Annotated in this window: 23 protein-coding genes; 10 read left to right on the top strand and 13 right to left on the bottom strand. The window is 74.3% G+C overall.

Annotated elements, in window-relative coordinates:
• Window positions 1–5: 5 nt before the first annotated feature.
• Window positions 6–719, top strand: coding sequence for a prepilin peptidase (locus OG767_RS00930; RefSeq protein WP_405091747.1), 714 nt, complete (start codon window positions 6–8; stop codon window positions 717–719).
• Window positions 720–831: 112 nt separating this feature from the next.
• On the opposite strand, the gene OG767_RS00925 is transcribed toward OG767_RS00930, so the two are convergent.
• From OG767_RS00925 to OG767_RS00905, 5 genes are all read right to left on the bottom strand, one after another.
• Complete coding sequence (locus OG767_RS00925) at window positions 832–4,020, bottom strand: UvrD-helicase domain-containing protein (RefSeq protein WP_405091746.1); 3,189 nt, start codon at window positions 4,018–4,020, stop codon at window positions 832–834.
• Window positions 4,021–4,114: 94 nt separating this feature from the next.
• Window positions 4,115–5,473 (bottom strand): metallophosphoesterase, encoded by a 1,359-nt coding sequence (locus OG767_RS00920; RefSeq protein ID WP_405091745.1) that lies wholly within the window; start codon window positions 5,471–5,473, stop codon window positions 4,115–4,117.
• Between the two features lie 11 nt (window positions 5,474–5,484).
• A complete protein-coding gene (locus OG767_RS00915) occupies window positions 5,485–5,730 on the bottom strand; it encodes a MoaD/ThiS family protein (protein WP_107156430.1) in 246 nt (81 codons plus the stop codon).
• Between the two features lie 2 nt (window positions 5,731–5,732).
• On the bottom strand, window positions 5,733–6,749 hold the full coding sequence (moaA, locus tag OG767_RS00910; RefSeq protein WP_405091744.1) for a GTP 3',8-cyclase MoaA: 1,017 nt from the start codon (window positions 6,747–6,749) through the stop codon (window positions 5,733–5,735).
• Window positions 6,746–7,660, bottom strand: coding sequence for a fructosamine kinase family protein (locus OG767_RS00905; protein WP_405091743.1), 915 nt, complete (start codon window positions 7,658–7,660; stop codon window positions 6,746–6,748). Before OG767_RS00905 ends, moaA begins: the two co-directional genes overlap by 4 nt.
• Window positions 7,661–7,821: 161 nt before the next feature.
• Here OG767_RS00905 and OG767_RS00900 point away from each other — a divergent pair, with 161 nt between their 5' ends.
• The gene (locus OG767_RS00900; protein WP_405091742.1) at window positions 7,822–8,925 is read left to right on the top strand and encodes a DUF4192 domain-containing protein; all 1,104 of its coding nucleotides are present in this window, start codon (window positions 7,822–7,824) and stop codon (window positions 8,923–8,925) included.
• 89 nt (window positions 8,926–9,014) lie between these two features.
• Here the strand turns inward: OG767_RS00900 and fdhD are convergent, their stop codons facing one another.
• The gene (gene fdhD, locus OG767_RS00895) at window positions 9,015–9,869 is read right to left on the bottom strand and encodes a formate dehydrogenase accessory sulfurtransferase FdhD (RefSeq protein WP_405091741.1); all 855 of its coding nucleotides are present in this window, start codon (window positions 9,867–9,869) and stop codon (window positions 9,015–9,017) included.
• 92 nt (window positions 9,870–9,961) lie between these two features.
• Here fdhD and OG767_RS00890 point away from each other — a divergent pair, with 92 nt between their 5' ends.
• The 3 genes from OG767_RS00890 (at window position 9,962) to OG767_RS00880 (ending at window position 11,992) form a co-directional block, all read left to right on the top strand.
• Window positions 9,962–10,561, top strand: a complete 600-nt coding sequence (locus OG767_RS00890; RefSeq protein ID WP_405091740.1) for a molybdenum cofactor guanylyltransferase — start codon at window positions 9,962–9,964, stop codon at window positions 10,559–10,561.
• Window positions 10,558–10,815, top strand: coding sequence for a DUF6457 domain-containing protein (locus OG767_RS00885; protein ID WP_281934018.1), 258 nt, complete (start codon window positions 10,558–10,560; stop codon window positions 10,813–10,815). The genes OG767_RS00890 and OG767_RS00885 overlap by 4 nt, the downstream gene beginning before the upstream one ends.
• 79 nt (window positions 10,816–10,894) lie before the next feature.
• Window positions 10,895–11,992, top strand: a complete 1,098-nt coding sequence (locus tag OG767_RS00880) for a T3SS (YopN, CesT) and YbjN peptide-binding chaperone 1 (protein ID WP_405091739.1) — start codon at window positions 10,895–10,897, stop codon at window positions 11,990–11,992.
• Window positions 11,993–12,006: 14 nt separating this feature from the next.
• On the opposite strand, the gene OG767_RS00875 is transcribed toward OG767_RS00880, so the two are convergent.
• Together OG767_RS00875 and OG767_RS00870 are read right to left on the bottom strand one after the other, a co-directional pair.
• A complete protein-coding gene (locus tag OG767_RS00875) occupies window positions 12,007–12,963 on the bottom strand; it encodes a zinc-binding dehydrogenase (protein WP_405091738.1) in 957 nt (318 codons plus the stop codon).
• Window positions 12,964–13,019: 56 nt separating this feature from the next.
• The gene (locus tag OG767_RS00870) at window positions 13,020–13,478 is read right to left on the bottom strand and encodes an Lrp/AsnC family transcriptional regulator (RefSeq protein WP_107156437.1); all 459 of its coding nucleotides are present in this window, start codon (window positions 13,476–13,478) and stop codon (window positions 13,020–13,022) included.
• 59 nt (window positions 13,479–13,537) lie between these two features.
• On the opposite strand from OG767_RS00870, the gene ddaH reads away from it, so the two are divergent.
• The gene (ddaH, locus tag OG767_RS00865; RefSeq protein WP_405091737.1) at window positions 13,538–14,371 is read left to right on the top strand and encodes a dimethylargininase; all 834 of its coding nucleotides are present in this window, start codon (window positions 13,538–13,540) and stop codon (window positions 14,369–14,371) included.
• A gap of 75 nt (window positions 14,372–14,446) precedes the next feature.
• On the opposite strand, the gene OG767_RS00860 is transcribed toward ddaH, so the two are convergent.
• Together OG767_RS00860 and OG767_RS00855 are read right to left on the bottom strand one after the other, a co-directional pair.
• Window positions 14,447–15,667 carry an ABC transporter substrate-binding protein gene (locus OG767_RS00860; RefSeq protein WP_405091736.1) on the bottom strand — a complete coding sequence of 407 codons (1,221 nt, stop codon included), beginning with the start codon at window positions 15,665–15,667 and terminating at the stop codon, window positions 14,447–14,449.
• Between the two features lie 47 nt (window positions 15,668–15,714).
• Window positions 15,715–16,542 (bottom strand): alpha/beta hydrolase family protein, encoded by an 828-nt coding sequence (locus OG767_RS00855; RefSeq protein WP_405091735.1) that lies wholly within the window; start codon window positions 16,540–16,542, stop codon window positions 15,715–15,717.
• A gap of 56 nt (window positions 16,543–16,598) precedes the next feature.
• Between OG767_RS00855 and OG767_RS00850 the strand changes: the two genes are divergently transcribed.
• The gene (locus OG767_RS00850; protein WP_405091734.1) at window positions 16,599–17,186 is read left to right on the top strand and encodes a bacterial proteasome activator family protein; all 588 of its coding nucleotides are present in this window, start codon (window positions 16,599–16,601) and stop codon (window positions 17,184–17,186) included.
• A 37-nt stretch (window positions 17,187–17,223) separates the two neighbouring features.
• Here OG767_RS00850 and OG767_RS00845 read toward each other — a convergent pair whose 3' ends face one another.
• From OG767_RS00845 to OG767_RS00835, 3 genes are all read right to left on the bottom strand, one after another.
• Window positions 17,224–18,036: an HAD family hydrolase gene (locus OG767_RS00845; RefSeq protein WP_405091733.1), complete on the bottom strand. Its 813-nt coding sequence runs from the start codon at window positions 18,034–18,036 to the stop codon at window positions 17,224–17,226.
• Window positions 18,036–18,857: an HAD family hydrolase gene (locus OG767_RS00840; protein WP_107156443.1), complete on the bottom strand. Its 822-nt coding sequence runs from the start codon at window positions 18,855–18,857 to the stop codon at window positions 18,036–18,038. The genes OG767_RS00845 and OG767_RS00840 overlap by 1 nt, the downstream gene beginning before the upstream one ends.
• A gap of 237 nt (window positions 18,858–19,094) precedes the next feature.
• On the bottom strand, window positions 19,095–19,829 hold the full coding sequence (locus OG767_RS00835; protein WP_405091732.1) for a hypothetical protein: 735 nt from the start codon (window positions 19,827–19,829) through the stop codon (window positions 19,095–19,097).
• A 126-nt stretch (window positions 19,830–19,955) separates the two neighbouring features.
• On the opposite strand from OG767_RS00835, the gene OG767_RS00830 reads away from it, so the two are divergent.
• From OG767_RS00830 to OG767_RS00820, 3 genes are all read left to right on the top strand, one after another.
• The gene (locus tag OG767_RS00830) at window positions 19,956–20,384 is read left to right on the top strand and encodes an OsmC family protein (RefSeq protein ID WP_281934034.1); all 429 of its coding nucleotides are present in this window, start codon (window positions 19,956–19,958) and stop codon (window positions 20,382–20,384) included.
• A gap of 84 nt (window positions 20,385–20,468) precedes the next feature.
• Entirely contained in the window at window positions 20,469–20,813 is a 345-nt protein-coding gene (locus tag OG767_RS00825; RefSeq protein WP_199199675.1) for a metallopeptidase family protein, read from the top strand.
• 95 nt (window positions 20,814–20,908) lie between these two features.
• Window positions 20,909–21,631 carry an AIM24 family protein gene (locus OG767_RS00820; RefSeq protein ID WP_281934036.1) on the top strand — a complete coding sequence of 241 codons (723 nt, stop codon included), beginning with the start codon at window positions 20,909–20,911 and terminating at the stop codon, window positions 21,629–21,631.
• Window positions 21,632–21,654 lie beyond the last annotated feature (23 nt).

The raw sequence follows: 21,654 nt of genomic DNA, 5'->3' as shown, positions 1-21,654 counted from the left end.
GGCCCGTGTCGGCGGTGACGGTGGCGGGAACGGCGGTGCTCGGCGCGTTGGCCGGTCTGGCCGCGGTGCCGATCGGCCGCCGCGCCGTCGGTGTCGGCCGCGCCGCGCCACGCCGGTTCACCGGGGTCGGGCGGGCGGAGGCGGGCGCCCCGAGGGCGCGGTGGGCGGTGGGGTGCGGCGGTCCGGCCGTCGGGCCACGGCGGTGCACCGTGGCCGTGGTCGGGGCGGTGGTGTACGGCGCCCTGGCCGTCGCGCGCGGGGACGAGCCCGGGTTGCCGGCGCTGCTGCTGGTCGCCGCCGTCGGGCTGGTGCTCGCGGTGACCGACCTGAGCGCGTTGCGGCTGCCCGACCCGCTGGTCGGCGCGGTGGCGCTCGGCGGTGGGCTCGGCCTGCCGGCGACCGCGCTGGTGGCCGGCGAGCCGGGGCGCCTGACGACCGCCCTGGTCGGGGTCGGCCTCTCCCTGGGCGGCTATCTGCTGCTCGCCCTGCTGCCCGGTGTCCGGCTCGGCTTCGGCGACGTGAAGCTGGCCGCCGCGCTCGGGTTCCCCCTGGGCTGGCTCGGCTGGCCGGCGCTCCGGCTCGGGCTGTTCCTCCCACACCTGCTCGCCGGCGTGACCGTCCTCGTCCTGCTCGCCGCCGGTCGGATCCGCCGGGACACACCGCTGCCGTTCGGCCCGGCGATCCTGGCCGGCACCTGGCTCGCCGCCGTCCTCACCTGATCCTCAGCCGGCTCGGCTCGCCGCGCCCGATGCCGCCGAGCCCTCGCTCAACACCGAGCAGTTAATAGGGGGCCCCGCCTCTACCGCAGGCGTTAACGGGGGGCCCGGCCTTTCAGATCAGGCGGAGTTGGTGGTCCTTGGGGCGGCGTGGCTCCGCCGCGCCCAGCCGGTCGAACAGCGCCGGATCGATCGCGTCGAGGAACGGGGTCGGGCGGGTGTCCCGCTCCGCACCGTGCCGGGTACGCCGGGCGGCGTGACTCACGTAGAGCCGGTCCTGCGCCCGGGTCAGGCCGACGAAGAAGAGCCGGCGTTCCTCGGCGACCGCGTCGTCGTCCGGCTCGGTGCCCGGCCAACGCAGCGGCAGCAGGCGGTCCTCGGCGCCGACCAGGAACACCACCGGGAACTCCAGGCCCTTGGCCGCGTGCAGGGTGAGCAGCGTGACCGCCTCGGCGCGCGGGTCGAGCGCGTCCACCTCCGCACCGGTGGCGAGCTGGCTGAGGAAGAGCCCGAGGTCGTCGCCGCAGCGGCGGGCCAGCGGCGTGAGCAGGTCCACGGCGCTGCGGACGTCGTCGGGGCGTACCGTGCCGGAACCGTCGAGCGTGGGCACGGCGAAGCGCTCGGCCACCAGCCGGCCGGCCTCGCGTACCCGGGTGGTCAGGGAGCCGTCCAGGCCGGCGTGCCGCAGCTCGCGGGCGATGGCCGCCACGCCCGGACGGTCCCGCAGCCGGTTGTGTGAGCGCTTCTGCACCGGGATGTTCGCCCGGGTCAACGCGTCCACGATCGGCGCGGCCTGCGAGTCGGTGCGGTACAGCACGGCGATGTCGGAGAACGAGAGCGTGGTCGTCCGCCCGTCGATCCGCCCCGAGTCGAGCGACCGGTGGGACAGGCCGCCGACCAGCTCGTCGACGGTGCGGGCCACGAAGTCGGCCTCGTCGGCCACCGAGGTCGCGGCGTACCGGCCGACCAGCGGCGCCTCCGGGTCGAGCCGGGCCGGGTCGAGCCGACGGCCCCGGACCAGCGACGACGGCGCGATGGCCTGCACGGCGGCGGCCAGGATCGGCGCGGAGGACCGGTAGTTGCGGTTCAGCCGCACCAGCCGGGCGTCGGTGAAGTCCTGCGAGAAGCGCAGGAAGTAGCCCACGTCGGCGCCCCGGAACGAGTAGATCGCCTGGTCCGGGTCGCCGATCGCGCACAGGTTGCCGTCCGGCGGGCTGAGCAGCCGCAACAGCTCGTACTGCACCGCGTCGACGTCCTGGTACTCGTCGACGAAGATCCACTTCCACCGTTCGCGGTACTCCCGGACCAGCTTCCGGTCCCCCTTCAGCACCGCCACCGGCAACGTGAGCAGCTCGTCCAGGTCGACCAGGTCCCGCTTGCGCAGCAGCGCGACGTACCGCTCGTCGTCCTCGCCGGCCTCCGCCCGGGCCGCCGTCCGGTCCGCGTCGTCGGCGATCCGGAACTCCGCCGGCAGGCCGGCCGCCGCCGCGTTCTCCCGCAGGACGGTCAGCCCGAGCGCGTGGAACGTGCCCACCGTGACGTCCTCGGCGACCGGCCCGAGCAGCGCGTCGAGGCGATGCCGCAGCTCCTCGGCCGCCCGGCGGGTGAACGTGATCGCCAGACACTGGTCCGGGAAGACGTTCAGCTCCGCGCACAGGTAGGCGATCCGGTGGGTCAGCGTGCGCGTCTTGCCGGTGCCCGGACCGGCCACGATCAGCAGCGGGCCACCCGGCGCGGAGGCGGCCACCCGCTGCATCGCGTCCAGCCGGTCCAGCAGGCCGGTGCCGACCTCCTCCATGCCGGCGAGCATCGGCTCGAACGGCTCGTGCGGGGAGGGCGGCGGCGCCAGCGGCGGCGCGGGCGGCTTGCGCTTCGGCTCCGGCCGGGCCGCCGCCGGGCGCTTGGCCTTCGGCTTCGGCGCCGGCTCCGTGGGCCGCCGCTGCGCGGGCACGGGCACGGGTACGTCGAAGAGCGTCTCCTGACCGGCCCCGCCGCCCGGAGCGCCCAGTTCCGCCGGGTCGAAGAGCGTGATCACGCCGTACTCGCCGTCGTAGCCCGGCACCCGGCGGACCTCGCCGCGACGCAGCCGGCCGATGCCCTCCGCGAGCAGTTCGCCGCCGACCCGGCCGATCTCCTCCACCGGGGTACGCGTGAGGATCTCCAACTCCGGGCCGAGCGCCGCGACCAGCTCGTTGAGCTTGCCCTCGACCTTCTTCGACCGGGCACCCACCTTGTTGATCTCGCCCAGGATCTCGGCCAACGGCACCAGGTGGGCCACCTCGCGGGCGTGCGCGGGCCGGTGCCCCGCCGGCCGGTCGGCAAGCGCCTCGACGCGGCTGAGCACGCCCACGGTCAGCGGCTTGCCGCACTCCGGGCAGCGTCCGCCCGCCTCGCGGGTCCGCTCCGGCGACCAGTTCACGCCGCAGAGCCGGTGCCCGTCGGCGTGGTACTTGCCCTCCTCCGGGAAGAACTCGACGGTGCCGGCCAGCCCGTCCCCGGTGCGCAGCGCCTCCCGGATCGCGAAGTAGTCGCGGTCGGCGGTCAGGACGGTGGCCTCCCGGGCCAGCGCCGGCGGTGAGTGGGCGTCCGAGTTGGACACCAACTGGTAGCGGTCCAGGCTGCCGACCCGCCAGTTCATCTCCGGATCGGACGACAGCCCGGTCTCCACCGCGAAGATGTGCTCGGCCAGGTCGGCGTAGCAGTCGGCGATCGCGTCGAAGCCGGACTTCGAGCCGAGCGCGGAGAACCAGGGCGTCCAGATGTGCGCCGGCACCAGGAAGCCGTCCGCGCTTGCCTCCAGCGTGATCTCCAGCAGGTCGCGGGAGTCCAGCCCGAGGATCGGCCGGCCGTCCGACCCGAGGTTGCCGATCCGGCCCAGCGCGGTGTTGAACCGGCCCACCGCATCCAGGTCCGGCAGGTAGATCAGGTGGTGCACCTTCCGGGTCCGGTCGTCCCGCTTGTAGATCGTGGAGATCTCCACGCTCAGCATGAACCGGACCGGGTCCGCCTTCGCCTCGCTGGCCAGCCGGGGCGGCAGCCGCCGGGCGATGTCCCGCTCCGCCTCCGGCGACAGCCGGTAGAGGCCGGGCTCGGCCGGGTGCAGCGTCTCGCGCAGGTGGTCGTACCAGGCGGGGTGAGTGAAGTCACCGGTGCCGAGCACCCCGATGCCCTTGCGCCGGGCCCACCAACCGAGGTTGGGCAGCGTCAGGTCACGGCTGCACGCGCGGGAGTACTTCGAGTGGATGTGCAGATCCGCGACGTAGGGCGGGAGGCCACCGGGGGGTGCGGCACTGAACGGAGGCACGCCGCATCCTGTCACGTCCGCTTGCCTACCCGCCCGCCGCCACGCGTACGCGTGACCTGAGCAATGCGGTGCTGGACGGCGCGCCCCCGACCCGCTAGGGAGCACGCAGCTCGACGAGCGTCACCTGCGGCGGGGCGCCGACCCGCACCGGCGGCCCCCAGAAGCCGGCCCCGTTGGTGACGTAGACCTTGGTGCCGTCCACCTCGCCCAGACCGGAGACCACCGGCTGCTGGAGCTTCACCGCCAGGTTGAACGGCACCATCTGACCGCCGTGGGTGTGCCCGGAGAGCTGGAGGTCGACGCCGAACTTCGCCGCCTCGTGCGCGGCCACCGGCTGGTGCGCCAGCAGCACCACCGGGCGGCTCGGGTCGCGGTCGCCGAGCGCGGCCGCGTAGTCGGCGGGCGCGGCCAGCCCGGTGCCGTCGGCGGTCACGTCGTTGACGCCGGCCAGGTCCAGCACGCCACCCCGGGCCCGGATCTCCTGCCGTTCGTTCTGCAGCACCCGCAGGCCCAGCCGGTCCACCTCGCGGACCCACTCCTCCACGCCGGAGTAGTACTCGTGGTTGCCGGTCACGAAGAAGCTGCCGTAACGGGAGCGCAGGTCACGCAGCGGCTCGGCCGCCCGGCCCAGCTCGGCCACCGAGCCGTCGACCAGGTCGCCGACCACGGCCACCAGGTCGGCGTCCAGTCGGTTGATCATGGCGACGATGCGCTCGGTGTGCGCCCGGCCACGCAGCGGCCCGAGGTGGATGTCGGAGACGGTGGCGATCCGCAGCCCGTCCATGCTCCGCGGCAGCTTCGCCAATGGGATGCGTACCCGGTCCAGCCGGGGCGGCCCCATCGCGGTGCGGACGCCGTACCCGGTGACACCGGCGGCGGTGAGCCCGGCGAAGATCGCCGCGCCACGCGCGAGCAGCAGCCGGCGGGACGGGTCGTGGTCCACGGGTGCGCCGCCGGCCGGTCGGCCGGGCGCCCCGCGCGGAGTGTCACCGGGACGGCCGGGCGGGGTGTCACCGGCATCGACGGACGGCGGTGGGTTGCCGGCGTCGCTGGTCGGCGGCGGGTCACCGGCCTCGGCGGGTGCCGCGGCGGAGGTGCCGGCGCCGACCAGCGCCGGCTCGGCCGCCGGCCCCGGGGACGTGACCGACCGGGCCCGGCGGCGCAGGACGAGCCGCGTCACCGCGGTCGGCACCTCCAGCACCAGCAGCAGCACCAGCAGGTAGAACATCAGGGCCAGCCACACGTAGCCCGGCCAGGCCAGCCAGTAGAAGCCGTTCTGGGTGCCGGCCATGGTCGCCGGCACGAGCAGCGCGAGCAGGACCGCCACCGCCGCCCCGACCCGGCGGGCCCGCCCCGGACGGGTGGTGTCCCGGACCAGCCGCCGCCACAGGTAGTAGTGGATCAGCCCGATCACGAGCACGACGAAACCCACGAATGTCGCCATCGCCAGCACGTCGGCCTCCCTCAGCCGCCCGCGAAGGGTGGCAGCACGTCCACCGTGACCCCGGCCGGCAACGGTGCCTGACGATCATGACAGGCGACGCCGTCGACCAGGAAACTCGCCGCCTTGAGCACCACGGCCAGTCGGTCACCGTGGCGGGCGGACAGGTCGTCGAGGAGTTCGTCCAGCGACCGGCCGGCGGATGCGGTCTCCTCGGCCCGGCCGGCGGCGGCCCGCGCACCGGCGAAATAACGGACGGTCAACTCCACGGTCAACCTCCGATCGCGGACATCGGCCGGGCCGGCTGGAGGAAGGTCGGATCGTCGATGCCGTGCCCGGCCCGCTTGCCCCACATCGCGGCCCGCCAGCGCCGGGCCAACTCCTCGTCGTCGGCGCCGGCCCGCAGCGCGGCCCGCAGATCCGACTCGTCGGTGGCGAAGAGGCAGTTGCGCACCTGACCGTCGGCGGTGAGCCGGGTGCGGTCGCAGTCGCCACAGAACGGCCGGGTCACACTGGCGATCACCCCGACCTTGGCCGGACCGTCGTCCACCAGCCAGGTCTCGGCCGGCGCGGCGCCCCGCTCGGTCGGGTCGGGCCGCAACGCGGACTCGGCGCGCAGGGCGGCCAGGATCTCGTCGGCGGTGACCATGGTCGAGCGGTCCCAGCCGTGCTGGGCATCCAGCGGCATCTGCTCGATGAACCGCAGCTCGTAGCCGTGCGCCAGGGCGAACCGGAGCAGCGCCGGGGCCTCGTCGTCGTTGACGCCGCGCATCAGCACCGCGTTGATCTTGACGGGGGTCAGCCCGGCCTCCGCCGCGCCGGCCAAGCCGGCGAGCACGTCGGCGTGCCGGTCGCGCCGGGTCAACGCGGCGAACCGGGCCGGGTCGAGCGTGTCGAGCGAGACGTTGACCCGGTCCAGCCCGGCCGCGCGCAGCGCCGGCGCGAGTCGGGCCAGACCGATGCCGTTGGTGGTCAGCGAGATGCGCGGCCGGGGCGACAGCGCGGCCACGGCCGCCACGATGCCGGGCAGGCCGGGCCGGATGAGCGGCTCACCGCCGGTGAAGCGCACCTCGGTGACGCCGAGCCGGCGCACCGCGACTCCGACCAGCCGGACGATCTCGTCGTCGGTGAGCAGTTGCGGGCCGGCCAGCCAGGGCAGGCCCTCGGCCGGCATGCAGTAGGTGCAGCGCAGGTTGCACTTGTCGGTCAGCGAGACCCGCAGGTCCCGGGCGACCCGGCCGAACCGGTCGGTGAGGACCCCGTCTGCCGTCGTCCGGGGGGCGGTCATCCGTCGACCGTAGCGCGTCGGACGCCGCCGAGCGCGGCACGGGCGGCGGAGACCACCGCCTCCGCGTACGCCGCCCCGAACAGCGCGGTGTGCACCAGCAGCAGGTGCAGTTGGTGCAGCGGCACCCGCTCCCGCCAGCCGTCGGCCAACGGCCAGGACTCCTGGTAGGCGGACAGGATCCGCTCGAACTGCGGCGGACCACCGAAGAGCGCGAGCTGCGCCAGGTCGGTCTCGCGGTGGCCGCCGTGCGCGGCCGGGTCGACCAGCCAGACCCGGCCGTCGGTGCCCCAGAGCAGGTTGCCGGGCCAGAGGTCGCCGTGCAGCCGGGCCGGCGGCTCGTCGCCGCCCCACTCGCCGACCCGGTCGACGACCTGCTCGACGAGCGCCGTCGCGGCGCCGGTGAGCGCGCCCCCGTCGACCGACATTCGAAGGTACGGCAGCAGCCGGCACCGGGCGAACCACTCCGGCCACGGCCCCCGGTCGGGCGTGTTGTCCTGCGGCAGCGCGCCGATGAACCCGGTCCACTCCGCGCCGAACGCGGGCGCGCCGGCCCGGTGCAGCGCGGCCAGCCCGTGGCCGAACGCCTCCGCCGCCTCCGGGCCCGGCTCGCCCGGCTCCACCCAGTCCAGCGCCAGCAGCTCCGGCAGCGCGACCAGCACCTCCGGCACCGGAACCGCGTCGGCCTCGCGCAGCCACCGCAGACCGGCCGCCTCGGTGGCGAAGAAGCCCTCCGGCACCGGCCGCGTCGCCCGCTCCGGCCAGGTCTTCGCGAAGACGGAGTGGCCGTCGTCGAGCGTGAGTCGCGAGGCGGCGCAGATCTCACCGCCGGAGACCGGCGTCTCCCGGATCCGCTGGTGGGTCAGGAAGGTCGGCAGGTGCTCCGGGTGTGCCCGCAGGTACGCCAGGTCCATGAGCGCAAGGTAGCCGGTACCTGGGACAGACGTCGGCCCTGTCGTACCGTGGCCGGTGGCGGACGCCGCCCACCTGGGCCGATACGTTCGGTGGTTGTGGATGAGCCGCGTGTCGTCAACAGGGCCTGTCGCGGCGGCGGCGCCCCCCGCACGCTCCCGGCATGAACTCCACCGAGCGTCCCCGCCTCTCCGTCCGCTCCCCGGCCGACCTCGTCGCCGCCGTGCCCTACCTGCTCGGCTTCCACCCGGAGGACAGCGTGGTGGTGGTCGCGGTGCGGGGCCGGCGGGTGGTGTTCGCGGCCCGCGGCGACCTCCCCGAGCCGGGTGTCGACCCCGGCCCGGCGGCCCGGCACCTGGCGCAGGTGGTGGCCCGGCAGGACGCCGACGCCGCGACGGTCATCGGCTTCGGCCCGGCCACCCGCGTCACCGGCGTGGTGGACGCGGTGGGCGCGGCGCTGGACGACGCGGGGTTGATCGTCCTCGACGCGCTCCGGGTGACGGACGGTCGCTGGTGGTCGTACCTCTGCGACGAGCCCACCTGCTGCCCGGTGGAGGGCACGCCGTACGACCCGGCCGCGAGCCGGGTCAGCGCGGCGGCCGTCTTCGCCGGTCAGGTCGCCCTGCCCGACCGCGCCGCCCTGGCCGCCCAGGTGTCGCCGTTCGGCGGCCCGGTCCGGCTCGCGATGCGCCAGGCCACCGTGCGGGCCCGCCGCCGGCTGGCCGCACTCACCGGGGAGCCGCCCGACGGCCACTCACCGGGCGGTGCGGCGTCCGGTGACCCCTCGCCCGGCGGTGCGGAGTCCGGTGGTCTCCGGTCCGACGGGACGCGGGCCGTGCGGGCGGCCGGCACGGCGGCGGTACGGGCCGCGTTTCGCCGGCAGCGGCACGGTGAGCGACTCACCGACGACGAGGTGGCCTGGCTGACCGTGCTCCTCACCCACCTCGTGGTGCGCGACCACGCCTGGTCCCGCACCGACGGCCGGGACACGGACATCAGCCTGTGGACCGACGTGCTCCGACGGGCCGAACCCGAACTGACCGCGGCCCCCGGAACGCTGCTCGCGTTCGCCGCCTGGCGGTCCGGGCACGGCGCGCTGGCCGCCGTCGCCCTGGAGCGGGTGCTCGCGACGGATCCCGACTACTCCCTCGCGGTGCTCCTCGACGACGCGCTCCGCCGTGGCGTGGCCCCGTCCGAGCTGGACGGCTGGCCGGGTGTCGCCGGCCCGGCGGTCCTACGCCGCCGCCGGCGTCGTCCGCGCCGCTGAACCGGAGGCAGTGGTGCCGTCCGCGCCGTTGGGCCGGAGGCAGTGGTGCCGTCCGCGCCGACGTGCGGCCGGGTCGCTGTGCCGCCGCCTCAGCGAGGCACGCGCTGCGCCCCGGTGTAGACGTTCATGGTCGGGCCACGGAGGAATCCGACAAGCGTCATCCCGGCCTCCTCGGCCAGTTCGGCGGCGAGCGTGCTGGGCGCGGAGACCGCCGCGAGCAGCGGCACGCCGGCCATCCACGCCTTCTGGGTGAGCTCGAAGCTGGCCCGGCCGGAGACCAGCAGGACGTGACCGGCCAGCGGCAGCCGGTCCGACCGGGTGGCCCAGCCGATCACCTTGTCCACCGCGTTGTGCCGGCCCACGTCCTCGCGGAGCGTCAGCAGTTCGCCGTCCGGGGTGAAGAGCCCGGCCGCGTGCAGGCCGCCGGTGCGGTCGAAGGCGCGTTGCGCGGCACGCAGCCGGTCGGGCAGCCCGGCCAGCAGTGCGGCGGTGACCTCCAGCGGGTCCTCCCGTACGGCGAACCGGGAGCGGGTGCGGACCGACTCGATGCTCGCCTTGCCGCACACTCCGCAGGAGCTGGTGGTGTAGAAGTTGCGTGCCGGGTCGGTGGCCGGTTCCGGCACGCCGGGGGAGAGCACCACGTCGACCACGTTGTAGGTGTTGGGGGTCTCCGCTCCGGAGCAGAGCTGCGCGGTGTGCACATCCTCCGCCGACCGGATCAGCCCCTCGGTCAGCAGGAAGCCGATGGCCAGGTCCAGGTCGTCGCCGGGCGTGCGCATGGTCACCGCGAGCGGCCGGCGACGGCCGGGGCCGGCCGGTCCGACCCGGATCTCCAGCGGCTCCTCCACGGCCAGCGTGTCCTGCCGGCGGACCCGGTCCCGGCGGTCGTCCGCCGCCCCGAGGGCGATCCGCAGCACGCCACGCCGGTCTGTCGCCCGTCCCATGCCGCCATCCTCTCCCGCGCCCGGTCCCACCCGCACCTCAGCACGCCCGTCTGACCCGGTGTTCCGGCGCGGGGCGTGGGTAGGGTGAGGCGGTGACCAGGTACGCGGCGGTACTGCTCGCCGGCGGTGCGGCCCGCCGGATGGGTGGGGTGGACAAGCCGGCCCGTCCGGTCGGTGGCCGGCCGATGCTGCACCGGGTGCTGGCCGCGGTGGCCGACGCGGACGAGCGGATCGTGGTCGGTCCGTCCGGCCCGGTGCCCGCGGCGGTGCGGGTGACGCGCGAGGAGCCCGCCGGCGGTGGCCCGGTGGCGGCGACCGCGGCCGGGCTGGCCCTGCTGCGACCCGGTACGACCACGGTCGCCCTGCTCGCCGCCGACCTGCCGCTGCTCACCGCCGCCGCAGTGGCGGAGCTGCGGCGCGCGCTCGACCGGTCGACCGCCGGTCTGGCCTGCTACGTGGACGGCGACGGTCGCCGGCAGCAGCTCTGCGGCGTCTGGCGGCTGCCGGCGCTGCGCGCGGCGGTGGACCGGCTGGCGGCGGAGCGGGGCGGCACGGTCGACGGCGCGGCGGTGCGGGGCCTGCTGGCCGGTGCCACGGTTCGGGAGGTGGCCTGGTCCGGTGCCGGGCCGCCGCCCTGGTTCGACTGCGACACTGACGAGGACGTACGCCGGGCCGAGGAGTGGACGACATGACCGTGTTGGACGACTGGGTCACCGCGGCCTGCGCCGAGTTGGAGCTGGATCCGGCCGAGGTGCCGGTGTCGGCCGTGCTGGACGTGGCCCGGGACGTGGCGCATCAGGTGGTGCGGCCGGGCGCGCCGGTCAGCGCGTACCTCCTGGGGGTGGCCGTGGGGCGCGGCGCCGATCCGGCCGCGGTGGCGGCCCGGCTCAGCGCGCTGGCGGGGTCGTGGCCGGTGGAGCTGGACGGGACGACGCCGGTGGCGTAGCGACTTGTCCGATCCTGGTCGGCTGTGATTCGGCCCCCGCCGCCCGTGGGTAGGGTGGCGGGAACGGACGGAGGCGATCATGACGGCAGACCACCCCTCGCCGGTCGACAAGCCTTCCGGCGGTACGCCGGAGCAGCACGATTCGATCCTGCTCGACGAGCCGACCACGGCTGACCTGCGGGCCAAGGTGACCGAGGCCTGGCGGGAGTTCGCCCGGGCGCTGGCCGAGCGGCTGCGCGGGTTGCCGGCCGGTGGTCACCTGGAGGTCACGCTCGACCCGACCGCCTCGGGCACCGGGGATGCCGTCTACTCGGTCAGCGCGGACGCCGGCGAGGACGGCGCGCTGTCGGCCCGGGCGATCGGCAACGCCACGCTGCCGGCGGGTTATCGGCTGGACCGGGCGGCGGTGGCCGACATGGTGGCGCTGGGCTGGTCGCCGCCCGGCGTGGTGGCGGGTTCCGGCGAGCAGTTCGGCCTGGACTGCGGCGTCGACGAGGCGACCCGGTTGTCCGCGGTGCTCTCCCGGACGCTGCGGGACGTCTACGGCGCCCCGCATCCCGCGTTCCTGGTCTATCTGGTGCACGACGCCGACGGTGAGCCGCTGCCGGTGGAGCCGCTCGGCACCGCCCGCAGCGAGTTCGGCCCGGACCGGGACGTGGAGGCCGACCTGGAGGAGGCGCTGGCCGCCGCGGCGGCCGCCCAGACGGGTGAGAACGACGTGTTGGCCCTGGAGGAGCGGGTCCGTACGGTCGTCTCGACGATGTTGAAGTCGAACTCCGACCAGGTGCAGGTCGACTCCGACGGTGACATCAACATCCGGGCCGGCTCGGCGATGGTCTTCGTGCGGGTCCGCGACAATCCGCCGCTTGTCGACGTCTTCTCCCCGGTGCTGACCGAGGTCGAGCCGACCGAGCGCCTCTACGTGAAGCTCTCGGAGCTGACCAACCGGATGCCGATCGGCCGGCTCTACTGCGCCGACGACACGGTCTGGGCGTCCATCCCGGTCTTCGGCCGCAACTTCCAGGCCACTCACCTGATGCTGGCCGTGCAGGTGATGACCGGTCTCGCCGACGAGTTGGACGATCGGCTGCACGGCGAGTTCGGCGGCAAGCGTTTCTTCGGTGAGGGTGACAAGCCGGCCCGGCCGCAGGAGCATCGCACCGGCATGTACCTCTGAGCGGGGAGCCCGGGTCAGCGTACGTCGAGCAGTGTCTTGCCGACGGTGGACCGGGACTGGATCGCGGCGTGTGCCTCGGCGGCGCGCTCCAGCGGGAAGCGCTGGGCGATCAGTGGCCGGAGCCGTCCGTCGGCGGCCATGGCGAGGGCTTCCTCGGTGAGCGCGCGCAGTTCGTCCGGTCGGGGCCGGGGGCGCAGCAGCGTCACGCCTCGGGCGGCGGCGACGTCGGCCGGGACGTCCGCCCAGGCGCCGCCGGCGAGCCCGAAACTGAGCATCCGTCCGCCCCGGTCGAGCAGGTCGAACGCCTCCCGGGCGATGGTGCCGCCGACGCCGTCGAAGACCACGTCGAGCGCGTCGACGGCGGCCCGCACCCGCCCGGCCCAGTCCGGCTGCCGGTAGTCGACCACCACGTCGACCGCGGCGGCGCGGAGCAGGTTGACCTTGGCGGGGCCGCCGGCAGCGGCCACCACCGTCGCGCCGGCCCGCGCGACGAGCTGCACCAGCAGGGTGCCGACCCCGCCGGCAGCGGCCTCCACCAGTACCCGGTCGCCGGCCCGCAGCCCGGCCGCCCGAGCCAGCATCAGCGCGGTCCGGCCGTCGGCGAGCAGCGCCACGGCCGTGTCCAGCGGCAACCCGGGGGGTACGGGGATGGGCGCGTGCTGGTCGACCACGACGCGCTCGGCGTACCCGCCGGTGCCGCCGGTGCCGGTGACGACGAGTCGGCCGACCAGCGCCGGATCGACTCCGGGGCCGACCGCGCCGATCGTGCCGCCGACGCCGTTGCCGGGGATCAGCGGCGGTTCGCCGGTGAACGGGCCGAACCCGGTGGCCCGGAACATCGTCTCGACGAAGGTCAGGTTCGCGTGCGCCACCTCGACGAGCACCTGACCCGGACCGGGCTCCGGGTCGGGCGCCGGACCGGGCACCAGCACCTCGGGTCCACCGAATTCTCGCAGCCACACCGCACGCATCGCGCCTCCCGGATCGTCCACCTCGAAGGAGTGAACGACGTGAAGCGGGCTTGAGGTCAACTCGTGGACGGGCCGACGCCGGGGGACTCGACGAGTCGGGACAGCACGATGGTGCTGCGGGACGAGGTGACGAACGACTCGGCGCGCAGCCGTTCCAGTGCCTCCTCCAGGTGGGCGATGTCGGCGGCGCGCAGGTGCACCAGCGCGTCCGCCTCGCCGGAGACGGTGTAGGCGCCGACCACCTCGGGGTGTCGGCGGGCGGCGACGCCGATCTGCGCGGGCGTGGTCCGGCCGGCGCAGAACAGCTCGACGAACGCCTCGGTGGTCCATCCCACGGCGGCCGGGTCGACGACCGCGGTGAAGCCGCGGATCACGCCGGTGGCGCGCAGCCGGTCGACTCGTCGCTTGACCGCGGGGGCGGAGAGTGACACCCGGGCGCCGATGTCGGCGTACGAGGCGCGGGCGTCCGCCACGAGCAACGCAATGATTCGTTGGTCAACCGCGTCTATCTGCAACGTTCCGCCCTCGGGAAGCAATGGTTGTGGCTGTTACCAAAGTTCCAGCCTACCTACTCTTGGTGACCGTGAACCAGCAGCGAGTCCCGCGAAAGCGGACATATCTCATGTGCTCGCCGGAGCACTTCGCCGTCGAGTACGCGATCAACCCGTGGATGGACCTGGCCACGCCGGTCGACGCCGACCTGGCGGTCAAGCAGTGGGACCGGCTGCGCGAGACGTTGGTCGGGCTCGGCCACGACGTGCACCTGCTCACCCCCGAGGCCGGCCTGCCGGACATGGTCTTCGCCGCGAACGGGGCGTTCGTGGTGGACGGCACCGTCTACGGCGCCCGGTTCAAGCACGAGCAGCGTGCCGCCGAGGCCGCCGCCCACCGGGCGTTCTACGAGGCGCAGGGCTGGCACTTCATCGCGCCGAGCGAGACCAACGAGGGCGAGGGCGACTTCGCGTACCTGCCGGAGGCGCACGGCGGTCTGGTCCTGGCCGGCCACGGCTTCCGTACCGAGCTGGCCGCGCACGCCGAGGCGCAGGAGGCGCTCGGCCGGCCAGTGATCTCGCTGCGGCTGGTCGACCCGCGCTTCTACCACCTCGACGTGGCGCTCGCCTCGATTGACGACGGGAACGTCGTCTACTACCCGGGCGCGTTCTCCGCGGCCAGCCAGAAGGTGCTGGCCCAGCTGTTTCCGGACGCGGTCGTCGCGGACGACGAGGACGCCCTGGCGTTCGGCCTGAACCTGGTCAGCGACGGGCTCAACGTGGTGTTGAACAGCGACGCCACCCGGCTGGCCGGCAAGCTGAAGGCGGCCGGCTACCACCCCGTGCCGGTGGAGCTGGCCGAGCTGAAGAAGGGCGGCGGCAGCGTGAAGTGCTGCATCGCCGAGCTGCGGCACTGAGCCGAGCGGCGGCACCGAGCTGGACATGCGCGAGGGCGGTCTCCCCCGGGGGAGACCGCCCTCGTCGTCGTCGCGTCAGCCGAGCGTGGCCAGCTCGTTGATCACCACGTTGGAGAGCATCCGGCCGTCGAGCTGCACCTTGCGCAGGTACCACTTCTGCTGCGGGGTACGCGGCTGGTTGAACTGCCAGGGACCCCGTGGGCTGTCGACCTGGCCGATCGTGCCGAGGGCGAGGTTGACCTGCTGCGGGGACACGTTCCCGCCGGTCGCCCGGATCGCCTTGTCCAGCACCAGCGCGGCGTCGTACGAGGCCATCGCGTACGTGGTCGGGGACGTGTTGAACGTCTTGCGGTACGCCGAGGCGAACACCCGGTTCGCGGTGTTGTTCAGGTCGGCCGAGTAGTTCAGCGCGGTCTCGATGCCGTACTTCTCGATCAGCGCCCGGTCCCGGCCCTTCTCGCCGTCGTCGAGCTGGTCGAGGACGGTCCCCTCGGTGAGGAACCCGGGCGCGTAGATCGGCCCGCGGTAGCCCTCGTCGTAGAGCTGCTTGACGAACTGCACCGCCTGCACGCCGGTGTAGTGGCAGAAGACCGCGTCCGGCCGGCGCCCCAGCGCCTTGCGGATCGGACCGGCGTACGCGCCCTTGCTGGGGTTGGCGTAGTCGGGCGTGTAGATCGGGTCCTCGGTGAGCCGGCGGCCCTGCTCGTAGCCGCGCCGCAGCCCGTTGACGACGTCCCGGCTGCCGGCGCCCTGGGTGCCGAAGATGGCGATCCGGCTCGACGGGTCCAGGTTCTGCCGCAGGTACTCGCCGAGTGCCACGCCCGGCTCGTCCAGCACGTACGAGGTGCGCCAGATGAAGACGACGCCCTGGAGCGTGGCGGGGGAGGCGTTGGAGCCGATCAGCGGCACCCGGGCGTCCTCCACGGTGTCCCGGATGCCGGTCATGACGGCCGGGTTGACCACGCCGGTGAGCGCCAGCACGCCCTCCTTGAGCAGCCGGTCGACGGCGGCCTTGCCGGTCGCGACGCTGTCGCCCTCCTCGGCCGGCACCACGGTGACCGGGTGCCCGCCGAGCTGCTGCCCGTGCGTGGCGAGGAAGAGTTGGAAGCCGTTGGCGATCTCGTCCCCGATGACCTTGTTCGGGCCGCTGCCGGGCACGATCAGCCCGATCTTGACCGGGCTGCCCGGGGCGGCCTGGTCCGTGCCGTCGTCGCCGGGGCCGCAGCCCGCGGCGAGCCCGGTGGTGCCCAGTGCGGCCAGCAGTTGCAGGGCCCGCCTGCGGTTCATCTGTGCCACCGACTTCCTTCCGCGGGGGTGGCCATCGTGCACACCCCTCCGGCGTTCTACCTGGTCGACGACGCTGCGTCAATGCCGGGTGGATCACCGAGCAGGGACCGCAACGCCGTCACCACCCGCGGCCACGCGGCCGAGTCGGGGGCGATCAGCCCGAAATGCTCGCATTCTGGCAGCTCAATGAGCGTGGCGGAGCCGCCGGCGGCCCGGTCGGCGGCCACCCATGAGCGGCTCATCGACACCGGAACCTGCCGGTCGAGAACGCCGTGCATGACTACTGTGCGTGTTCGTATCGGCACCAATGCCGATGGATCCGTGGCGGCGTACCGCTCTGGCACGTCGGCCGGGCCCCCGCCGATCAGCGCGGCCACCGCCCCGGAGTCCAGGTCCAGCCGGTACGCCTCGGCGAGGTCCGCGACCGGGGCCAACGCGAGCACCCCGCCGGTCGTTTCCGGGGCGTGGGCCGCCACGTACAGCGCCAGATGCCCACCGGCGGAGTGGCCGAGAAGGATCGGCGGCACCGGCGCCACCCGGCCGGGCCATGCGGCGGCGGCCAGCCCCGGCAGCGCGGCGACGCCGGCGAGCACGTCGGTGAGCGGGTCCGGCCAGCCGCTGTCCGGCCGACCGGTCCGGCGGTATTCGAGCTGGGCCACCGGATGACCGAGCGCGGCCAGCGCCGCCGCCATCGGGCCGGTGTGGGTCCGGTCGTACTCGGCCCGCCAGAAGCCGCCGTGCACCACGACCACCAGCGGCCGGGCGGGCCCCTCACCGGCCGGGCCGCGCAGGTCGGCGCACTGGTCCGGATGGTCGCCGTAGGCGACGGTGGCGTCCGGCGGCGGGGCCGGTCGGGTCAGCACCTCACGCGGGTCGCCGGGCATGCCGGGACGGTAGCCTGCCCGGTCCGGGCGCGTGCGCGTGGCCGGGGTGGGTAAAGATGGGTGCCATGACCGAAGCACACTCCGGTGGACACGACGACGAACAGGCCAACGACGGCATCCCCGGCACCGTGGTGGTGGTCGGCCCGGACGGTCGACCGGTCGGCACGGTGCAGACCGAGGAGGGCAAGGGCGAGGACCCGACCCGCCTGGTCGAGCAGCCGGCCAAGGTGATGCGGATCGGCAGCATGATCAAGCAGCTGCTGGAGGAGGTGAAGGCCGCCCCGCTCGACGACGCCAGCCGGCACCGGATGCGCGAGATCCACGAACGGTCGATCGTCGAGCTGAAGGAGGGCCTCGCCCCCGAGCTCCGCGAGGAGCTGGAGCGGATCTCGCTGCCGTTCACCGAGCAGCAGGCGCCCAGCGAGGGCGAGCTGCGCATCGCCCACGCCCAGCTCGTCGGCTGGCTGGAGGGGCTGTTCCACGGCATCCAGGCCGCGCTTGTCGCCCAGCAGATGGCCGCCCGCGTCCAGTTGGAGCAGATGCGCTCCGGCCGGCAGGCGCTGCCCAGCGGCCCCGGCGGGATGGTCCCCGGCATGCCGGGCATGCCCGGCACCGAGGGCCACGCGCCCGGCCAGTACCTCTGACCGACACCGGCCGGGGCGCCTGACGCGCCCCGGCCGGTCAGTCCACCCCGAAGATCTTCTCCAGGTACGCGGCCACGCCGTCCTCGGTGTTCGCCCCGGTCACCTCGTCCGCGATCTCCCGGACGGCCGGGTGGGCGTTCGCCACCGCCACCGCCCGACCGGCCCAGGTCAGCATCGGCACGTCGTTCGGCATGTCGCCGAACGCCAGCACGTCCCGCTCGTCGATGCCCAGCCGGGCCGCGTACCAGGCCAGGCCGGCCGCCTTGGTCACCCCGGCGGCGGAGACCTCGATCAGGCCGCTGTACGACGAGTGCGTCGCCTCGGCCAGCCCTTCGAGCGCACCGGCGACCACCCGGACGAACACATCCGGGTCCTGCTCCCCGGCCCGGACCAGCAGCTTCACCGCCGGCGCGGCGAGCAGCTCCTCCGGCGACTCGACGGCGCGGATCGCGTCCGCGTCGGCGTCCCAGCGCAGCGGGTAGTGCGACTCGTGTCGCATCTGCCGGCTGTCCACGATCTCCACCGCGAAGCTCACCCCGGGCACCTCGGCGCGTAACCGCCGGGCCACCTCGGCGAGCAGCTCCGGGGCGAGCGGGTCGGCGCGCAGCACCTCGTCGGCGGCCGGGTCGTACACCACCGCGCCGTTGGCGCAGATGGCCGGCAGCGGCGCGGCGAGCTGGTCGTACACGAGTTTGAGCCAGCGGATCGGACGGCCGGTGACCAGCACGACCGGCGTGCCCGCGGCGGCGATCCGGGCCAGCACCCGCGCGGTACGCGGGCTGAGCGTGCGGTCGTCGGTGAGCAGCGTGCCGTCGATGTCGCTGGCGACGAGGCGGGGTGGTTCTCCCATCACCGGGAGAGTAGTCGGTCCAGGTAGACCGCGACGCCGTCGTCGTCGTTGCGCAGGGTGACCTCGTCCGCGGCGGCGCGCACCTCCGGGTGGGCGTTCGCCACCGCCACCCGGGCCCAGCCGGCCCAGCCGAACATCGGCAGGTCGTTGGGCTGGTCGCCGAAGACCAGCACGTCCGCCGGGTCCACCCCGAGCCGCTCGGCGACCACGCTCAGCCCGGAGGCCTTGTCCACCCCGGGCGGGCAGATCTCGACGAAGCCGAGCCCGGCCTGGGTGAGCGAGGCGACCTCCGCCGGCACGATCCGGCGGGCCACCGCCAGCAGTTCGTCGACGTGGTGGTCCTCGGTCCGCGCGAACGCCTTGACCACGTCGCAGGAGAGGCACTCCGCCCGGCTGCGCGCCTCGAACCGGTCCGGGTAGGGCCAGCTCGGGTGGTAGTCGCCCCACAGCGGCGTGTCGTCCTCGCCGGACGCCTCCACCATCACGGTGAGCGGGCCGACCGCGGCCTCCAGGTCGGCGATCAGGCGGGCGAGCACCTCGCCCCGGAGGCGCTCGTCGCGCAGCACCAGCGGGCCGGCCGGGTCGCTCTGGTCGACCACCCACCCGCCGCCGGCCATCACCAGGAAGTCCGCGGCCCGGATGTCGTTGCGGCTCAGTTCGGCCAGCCGGGGCCCGCGTCCGGTGGCGCCGACCACCGGGATCCCGGCGGCCCGCACCCGGTCCAGCACCCCGTGGGTGTACGCGGAGACGGTGTCGTCGCTGCGGACGAGCGTGCCGTCGAGGTCGGTGGCGATCAGCTTGGGCAGGCCCGGGCGGGTCATGGCTCCTCCTTCGGCCCCGCCGCCGTCACGCCGGCCGGTCCGGTTCTCGTGCCAGGACCGTCGAACGGCGGGCAGCAACCGTATCTCGCGCGGCAGGGGGCGACCATGGCGTTCCGGCGAATCCGCCGCGAATCCACGGCGGCGATCCGGTGGCCGCCGCACCGACGGGGCGGCAGGTCGGCGGGCCGGTGGCGTCGCCGAGATCGGCGGACCGGCGGAGTCGGTGGGTCGGCCCGCTCAGCGGGAGCGTTCAGGGCCGGCGAACGGCACGGTCGGCTCCACCGTGAGGTCGGCCGGCGCCGGCGGCGCCTCGTCGTCCCGGGCCCGGCGACGTCGCCGGAACGGCCGGTCGTCCGGCGTCTCGTCGTCCGGCGCCGCCTCGACGCCCGCCCGGTCGGTGGCCCGCCCGGCCAGATGCAGCGCGACCGCCAGCAACGCCACCGCGAGGAACGCGGTGACCAGGCCGCGCCCGTGCTCCACCTGGATGTCCCGTTCCACCGGGAAGAAGAGGATGCGCCGGGCGAGCGGCTGGAGCGAGGAAGCGGTCGCGACCAGCACGCCGAGCAGCGTCGCCGCCAGGCCCAGCCCGGCGATCCGGGCGTGCTGCCGCACCGCCGGGGCGCCGCGCAGCGCCAGCGCCACCGCGACCGACAGCCCGAGCAACCCCACGAGGTACGCCGCCCCGAAGCCGCCGATCTCGGCGACGCCACTGGGCAGCCGGAACGTCGTGTTCCCGTCCTCCCCCTCGTCGGGCACCGTGATCACCAGCCACTCGCCGATCAGCGAGGCGAGCGCGGCGACCGCGCCGAGCCCGGCGAGCACCGGCGGCAGGCGATGATCCCGGCCCAGACCGGCCAGCGCCCGACCGAACCGGCCGGACGGAACCGCCCCGGTGTCGGCGTCGCCCCACTCCACCACCGTGGTGCCGTCGGCGCGATTGTCCTGCCTGGGGACCGGGGGATCCTGCGACATCGGCCACCCTTCTCCGGTACGCGGGTCTGCGTCGAATCATGGCACAGCCGGCCCCCGGTCACCCGGACCGCGAGGTGAGCAGGACAGGCGGTGCGGGACGGCCCGCTTTCGGTTAGCGTCGGTGCCATGCCTATCCGTACCGCTTCCGCTCGTTGGCAGGGCAACCTCGCCGAGGGGTCCGGCACCGTCCGCACCGGCAAGGGCGGCCTGTCCGGCAACTACTCCTTCAAGTCCCGGTTCGAGGAGGGTGAGGGCACGAACCCCGAGGAGCTGATCGGCGCCGCGCACGCGAGCTGCTTCTCGATGGCGCTCTCCAAGCAGCTCGCCGACTCGGGCGTCACCGACACGTCGGTGGAGACCACCGCGAAGGTGCACTTCGACAAGACCGACGCCGGCATGACCGTGACCCGCATCGACCTGGAGACCGTCGGCCAGGCTCCGGGCCTCGACGAGGCCGGCTTCACCAAGCTGGCCGAGGCCGCCAAGGAGGGCTGCCCGATCTCCCGGCTGCTCTCCCCCGGCGCCGAGATCACCCTGACCGCCCGCCTGGCCTGACCCGTCCGACGCGGTGGGGGCGCCCCCGGGGGCGTCCTCGCCGTGCCGCGTGCCGACCGTGAGGGAGGGACCGGCCGCGTGGCCGTGGAGATGAGCCGGGACCGGTTCGAGGAACTGGTCGGCGAGGCGCTCGACGAGGTGCCCGAGGAACTGCTCGGGCTGATGAGCAACGTGGTCATCCTGGTGGAGGACGACCCACCGCCCGGCGAGAACCTGCTCGGGCTCTACGAGGGGCACGCGCTCACCGCGCGCGGCTGGGACTACTCCGGCGTGCTGCCGGACCGCATCCTGATCTACCGGAACCCGATCCTGGCGATCTGCGACACCGACGACGACGTCGTCGACGAGGTCGCGGTGACCGTGGTGCACGAGATCGCCCACCACTTCGGCATCGACGACGAGCGCCTGCACGCCCTCGGCTGGGGCTGACCGGGTCCCGCCCGACCCCCGCTCGGCCGATCCCCGCGGTTGCGCCCGTCCCCTAACCTGCGGATCAGGCACATCCCGATGCAGGAGGAAACCCGATGCGCAGCGAGCTGTTCTCCGCGGAGAACCTGGAGAAGGAGTCCCAGCAGCCGGGCATGCGGCTGCAGAACTCCAAGATGCTCAAGATCGAGCTGAACGGCGAGGCGATGGCCCGGGTCGGGTCCATGGTCGCGTACCAGGGTCAGGTGCAGTTCCAGGCGCTCGGCTCCGGCGGCATCGGCAAGTTCATCAAGCAGCGGCTCACCGGCGAGGGCGTCCCGCTGATGAAGCTCTCCGGTCGCGGCGACGTCTTCCTCGCCGAGGCCGCCAAGGACGTGCATATCATCGACCTGGAGCCGGGCGACGCGCTCTCCATCAACGGCTCCAGCGTGCTGGCGTTCGACTCCAGCCTCCAGTACGACATCAAGATGGTCAGCGGCATGGGCGTGGCCTCCTCGGCCGGCCTGTTCAACTGCGTCTTCACCGGGCACGGCCGGATCGCGATCACCACCAAGGGCACCCCGGTGGTGCTGAACGTGGACGCGCCGACGTACGTCGACCCGCAGGCGGCGGTCTGCTGGTCGGCCAACCTCCAGACCGGCTACCACCGGGCCGAGCAACTCGGCCTGGGCACGCTGCTCGGCCGCAGCACCGGCGAGGCGTTCACGATGAGCTTCGCCGGTCACGGCTTCGTCGTGGTCCAGCCGTCGGAGGAGCCGCCGGTGGCCGGCAGCGGCGCCCAGCAGCAGCAGGGCGGCCTGCTCGGCGGCCTGTTGCAGTGAAGTCTCCGGGCCGGGTGCGACCC

The sequence above is a fragment of the Micromonospora sp. NBC_01392 genome, from assembly GCF_045040125.1.
GTDB lineage: Bacteria > Actinomycetota > Actinomycetes > Mycobacteriales > Micromonosporaceae > Micromonospora.
The sequence above is the reverse complement of the archived record's forward strand: the minus strand, read 5'-3'. Positions and strand labels throughout refer to the sequence as shown.

Excerpts from the sequence above, each read along its gene's own strand:
- OG767_RS00880 (WP_405091739.1), top strand. The coding sequence starts at position 10,895 with ATGACGGCAGACCACCCCTCGCCGGTCGACAAGCCTTCCGGCGGTACG.
- OG767_RS00875 (WP_405091738.1), bottom strand. The coding sequence starts at position 12,963 with ATGCGTGCGGTGTGGCTGCGAGAATTCGGTGGACCCGAGGTGCTGGTG.
- OG767_RS00845 (WP_405091733.1), bottom strand. The coding sequence starts at position 18,036 with ATGGGAGAACCACCCCGCCTCGTCGCCAGCGACATCGACGGCACGCTG.
- OG767_RS00850 (WP_405091734.1), top strand. The coding sequence starts at position 16,599 with ATGGGTGCCATGACCGAAGCACACTCCGGTGGACACGACGACGAACAG.
- OG767_RS00885 (WP_281934018.1), top strand. The coding sequence starts at position 10,558 with ATGACCGTGTTGGACGACTGGGTCACCGCGGCCTGCGCCGAGTTGGAG.
- moaA (WP_405091744.1), bottom strand. The coding sequence starts at position 6,749 with ATGACCGCCCCCCGGACGACGGCAGACGGGGTCCTCACCGACCGGTTC.
- OG767_RS00900 (WP_405091742.1), top strand. The coding sequence starts at position 7,822 with ATGAACTCCACCGAGCGTCCCCGCCTCTCCGTCCGCTCCCCGGCCGAC.
- OG767_RS00835 (WP_405091732.1), bottom strand. The coding sequence starts at position 19,829 with ATGTCGCAGGATCCCCCGGTCCCCAGGCAGGACAATCGCGCCGACGGC.
- OG767_RS00830 (WP_281934034.1), top strand. The coding sequence starts at position 19,956 with ATGCCTATCCGTACCGCTTCCGCTCGTTGGCAGGGCAACCTCGCCGAG.
- OG767_RS00840 (WP_107156443.1), bottom strand. The coding sequence starts at position 18,857 with ATGACCCGCCCGGGCCTGCCCAAGCTGATCGCCACCGACCTCGACGGC.
- OG767_RS00820 (WP_281934036.1), top strand. The coding sequence starts at position 20,909 with ATGCGCAGCGAGCTGTTCTCCGCGGAGAACCTGGAGAAGGAGTCCCAG.
- OG767_RS00905 (WP_405091743.1), bottom strand. The coding sequence starts at position 7,660 with ATGGACCTGGCGTACCTGCGGGCACACCCGGAGCACCTGCCGACCTTC.
- OG767_RS00855 (WP_405091735.1), bottom strand. The coding sequence starts at position 16,542 with ATGCCCGGCGACCCGCGTGAGGTGCTGACCCGACCGGCCCCGCCGCCG.
- fdhD (WP_405091741.1), bottom strand. The coding sequence starts at position 9,869 with ATGGGACGGGCGACAGACCGGCGTGGCGTGCTGCGGATCGCCCTCGGG.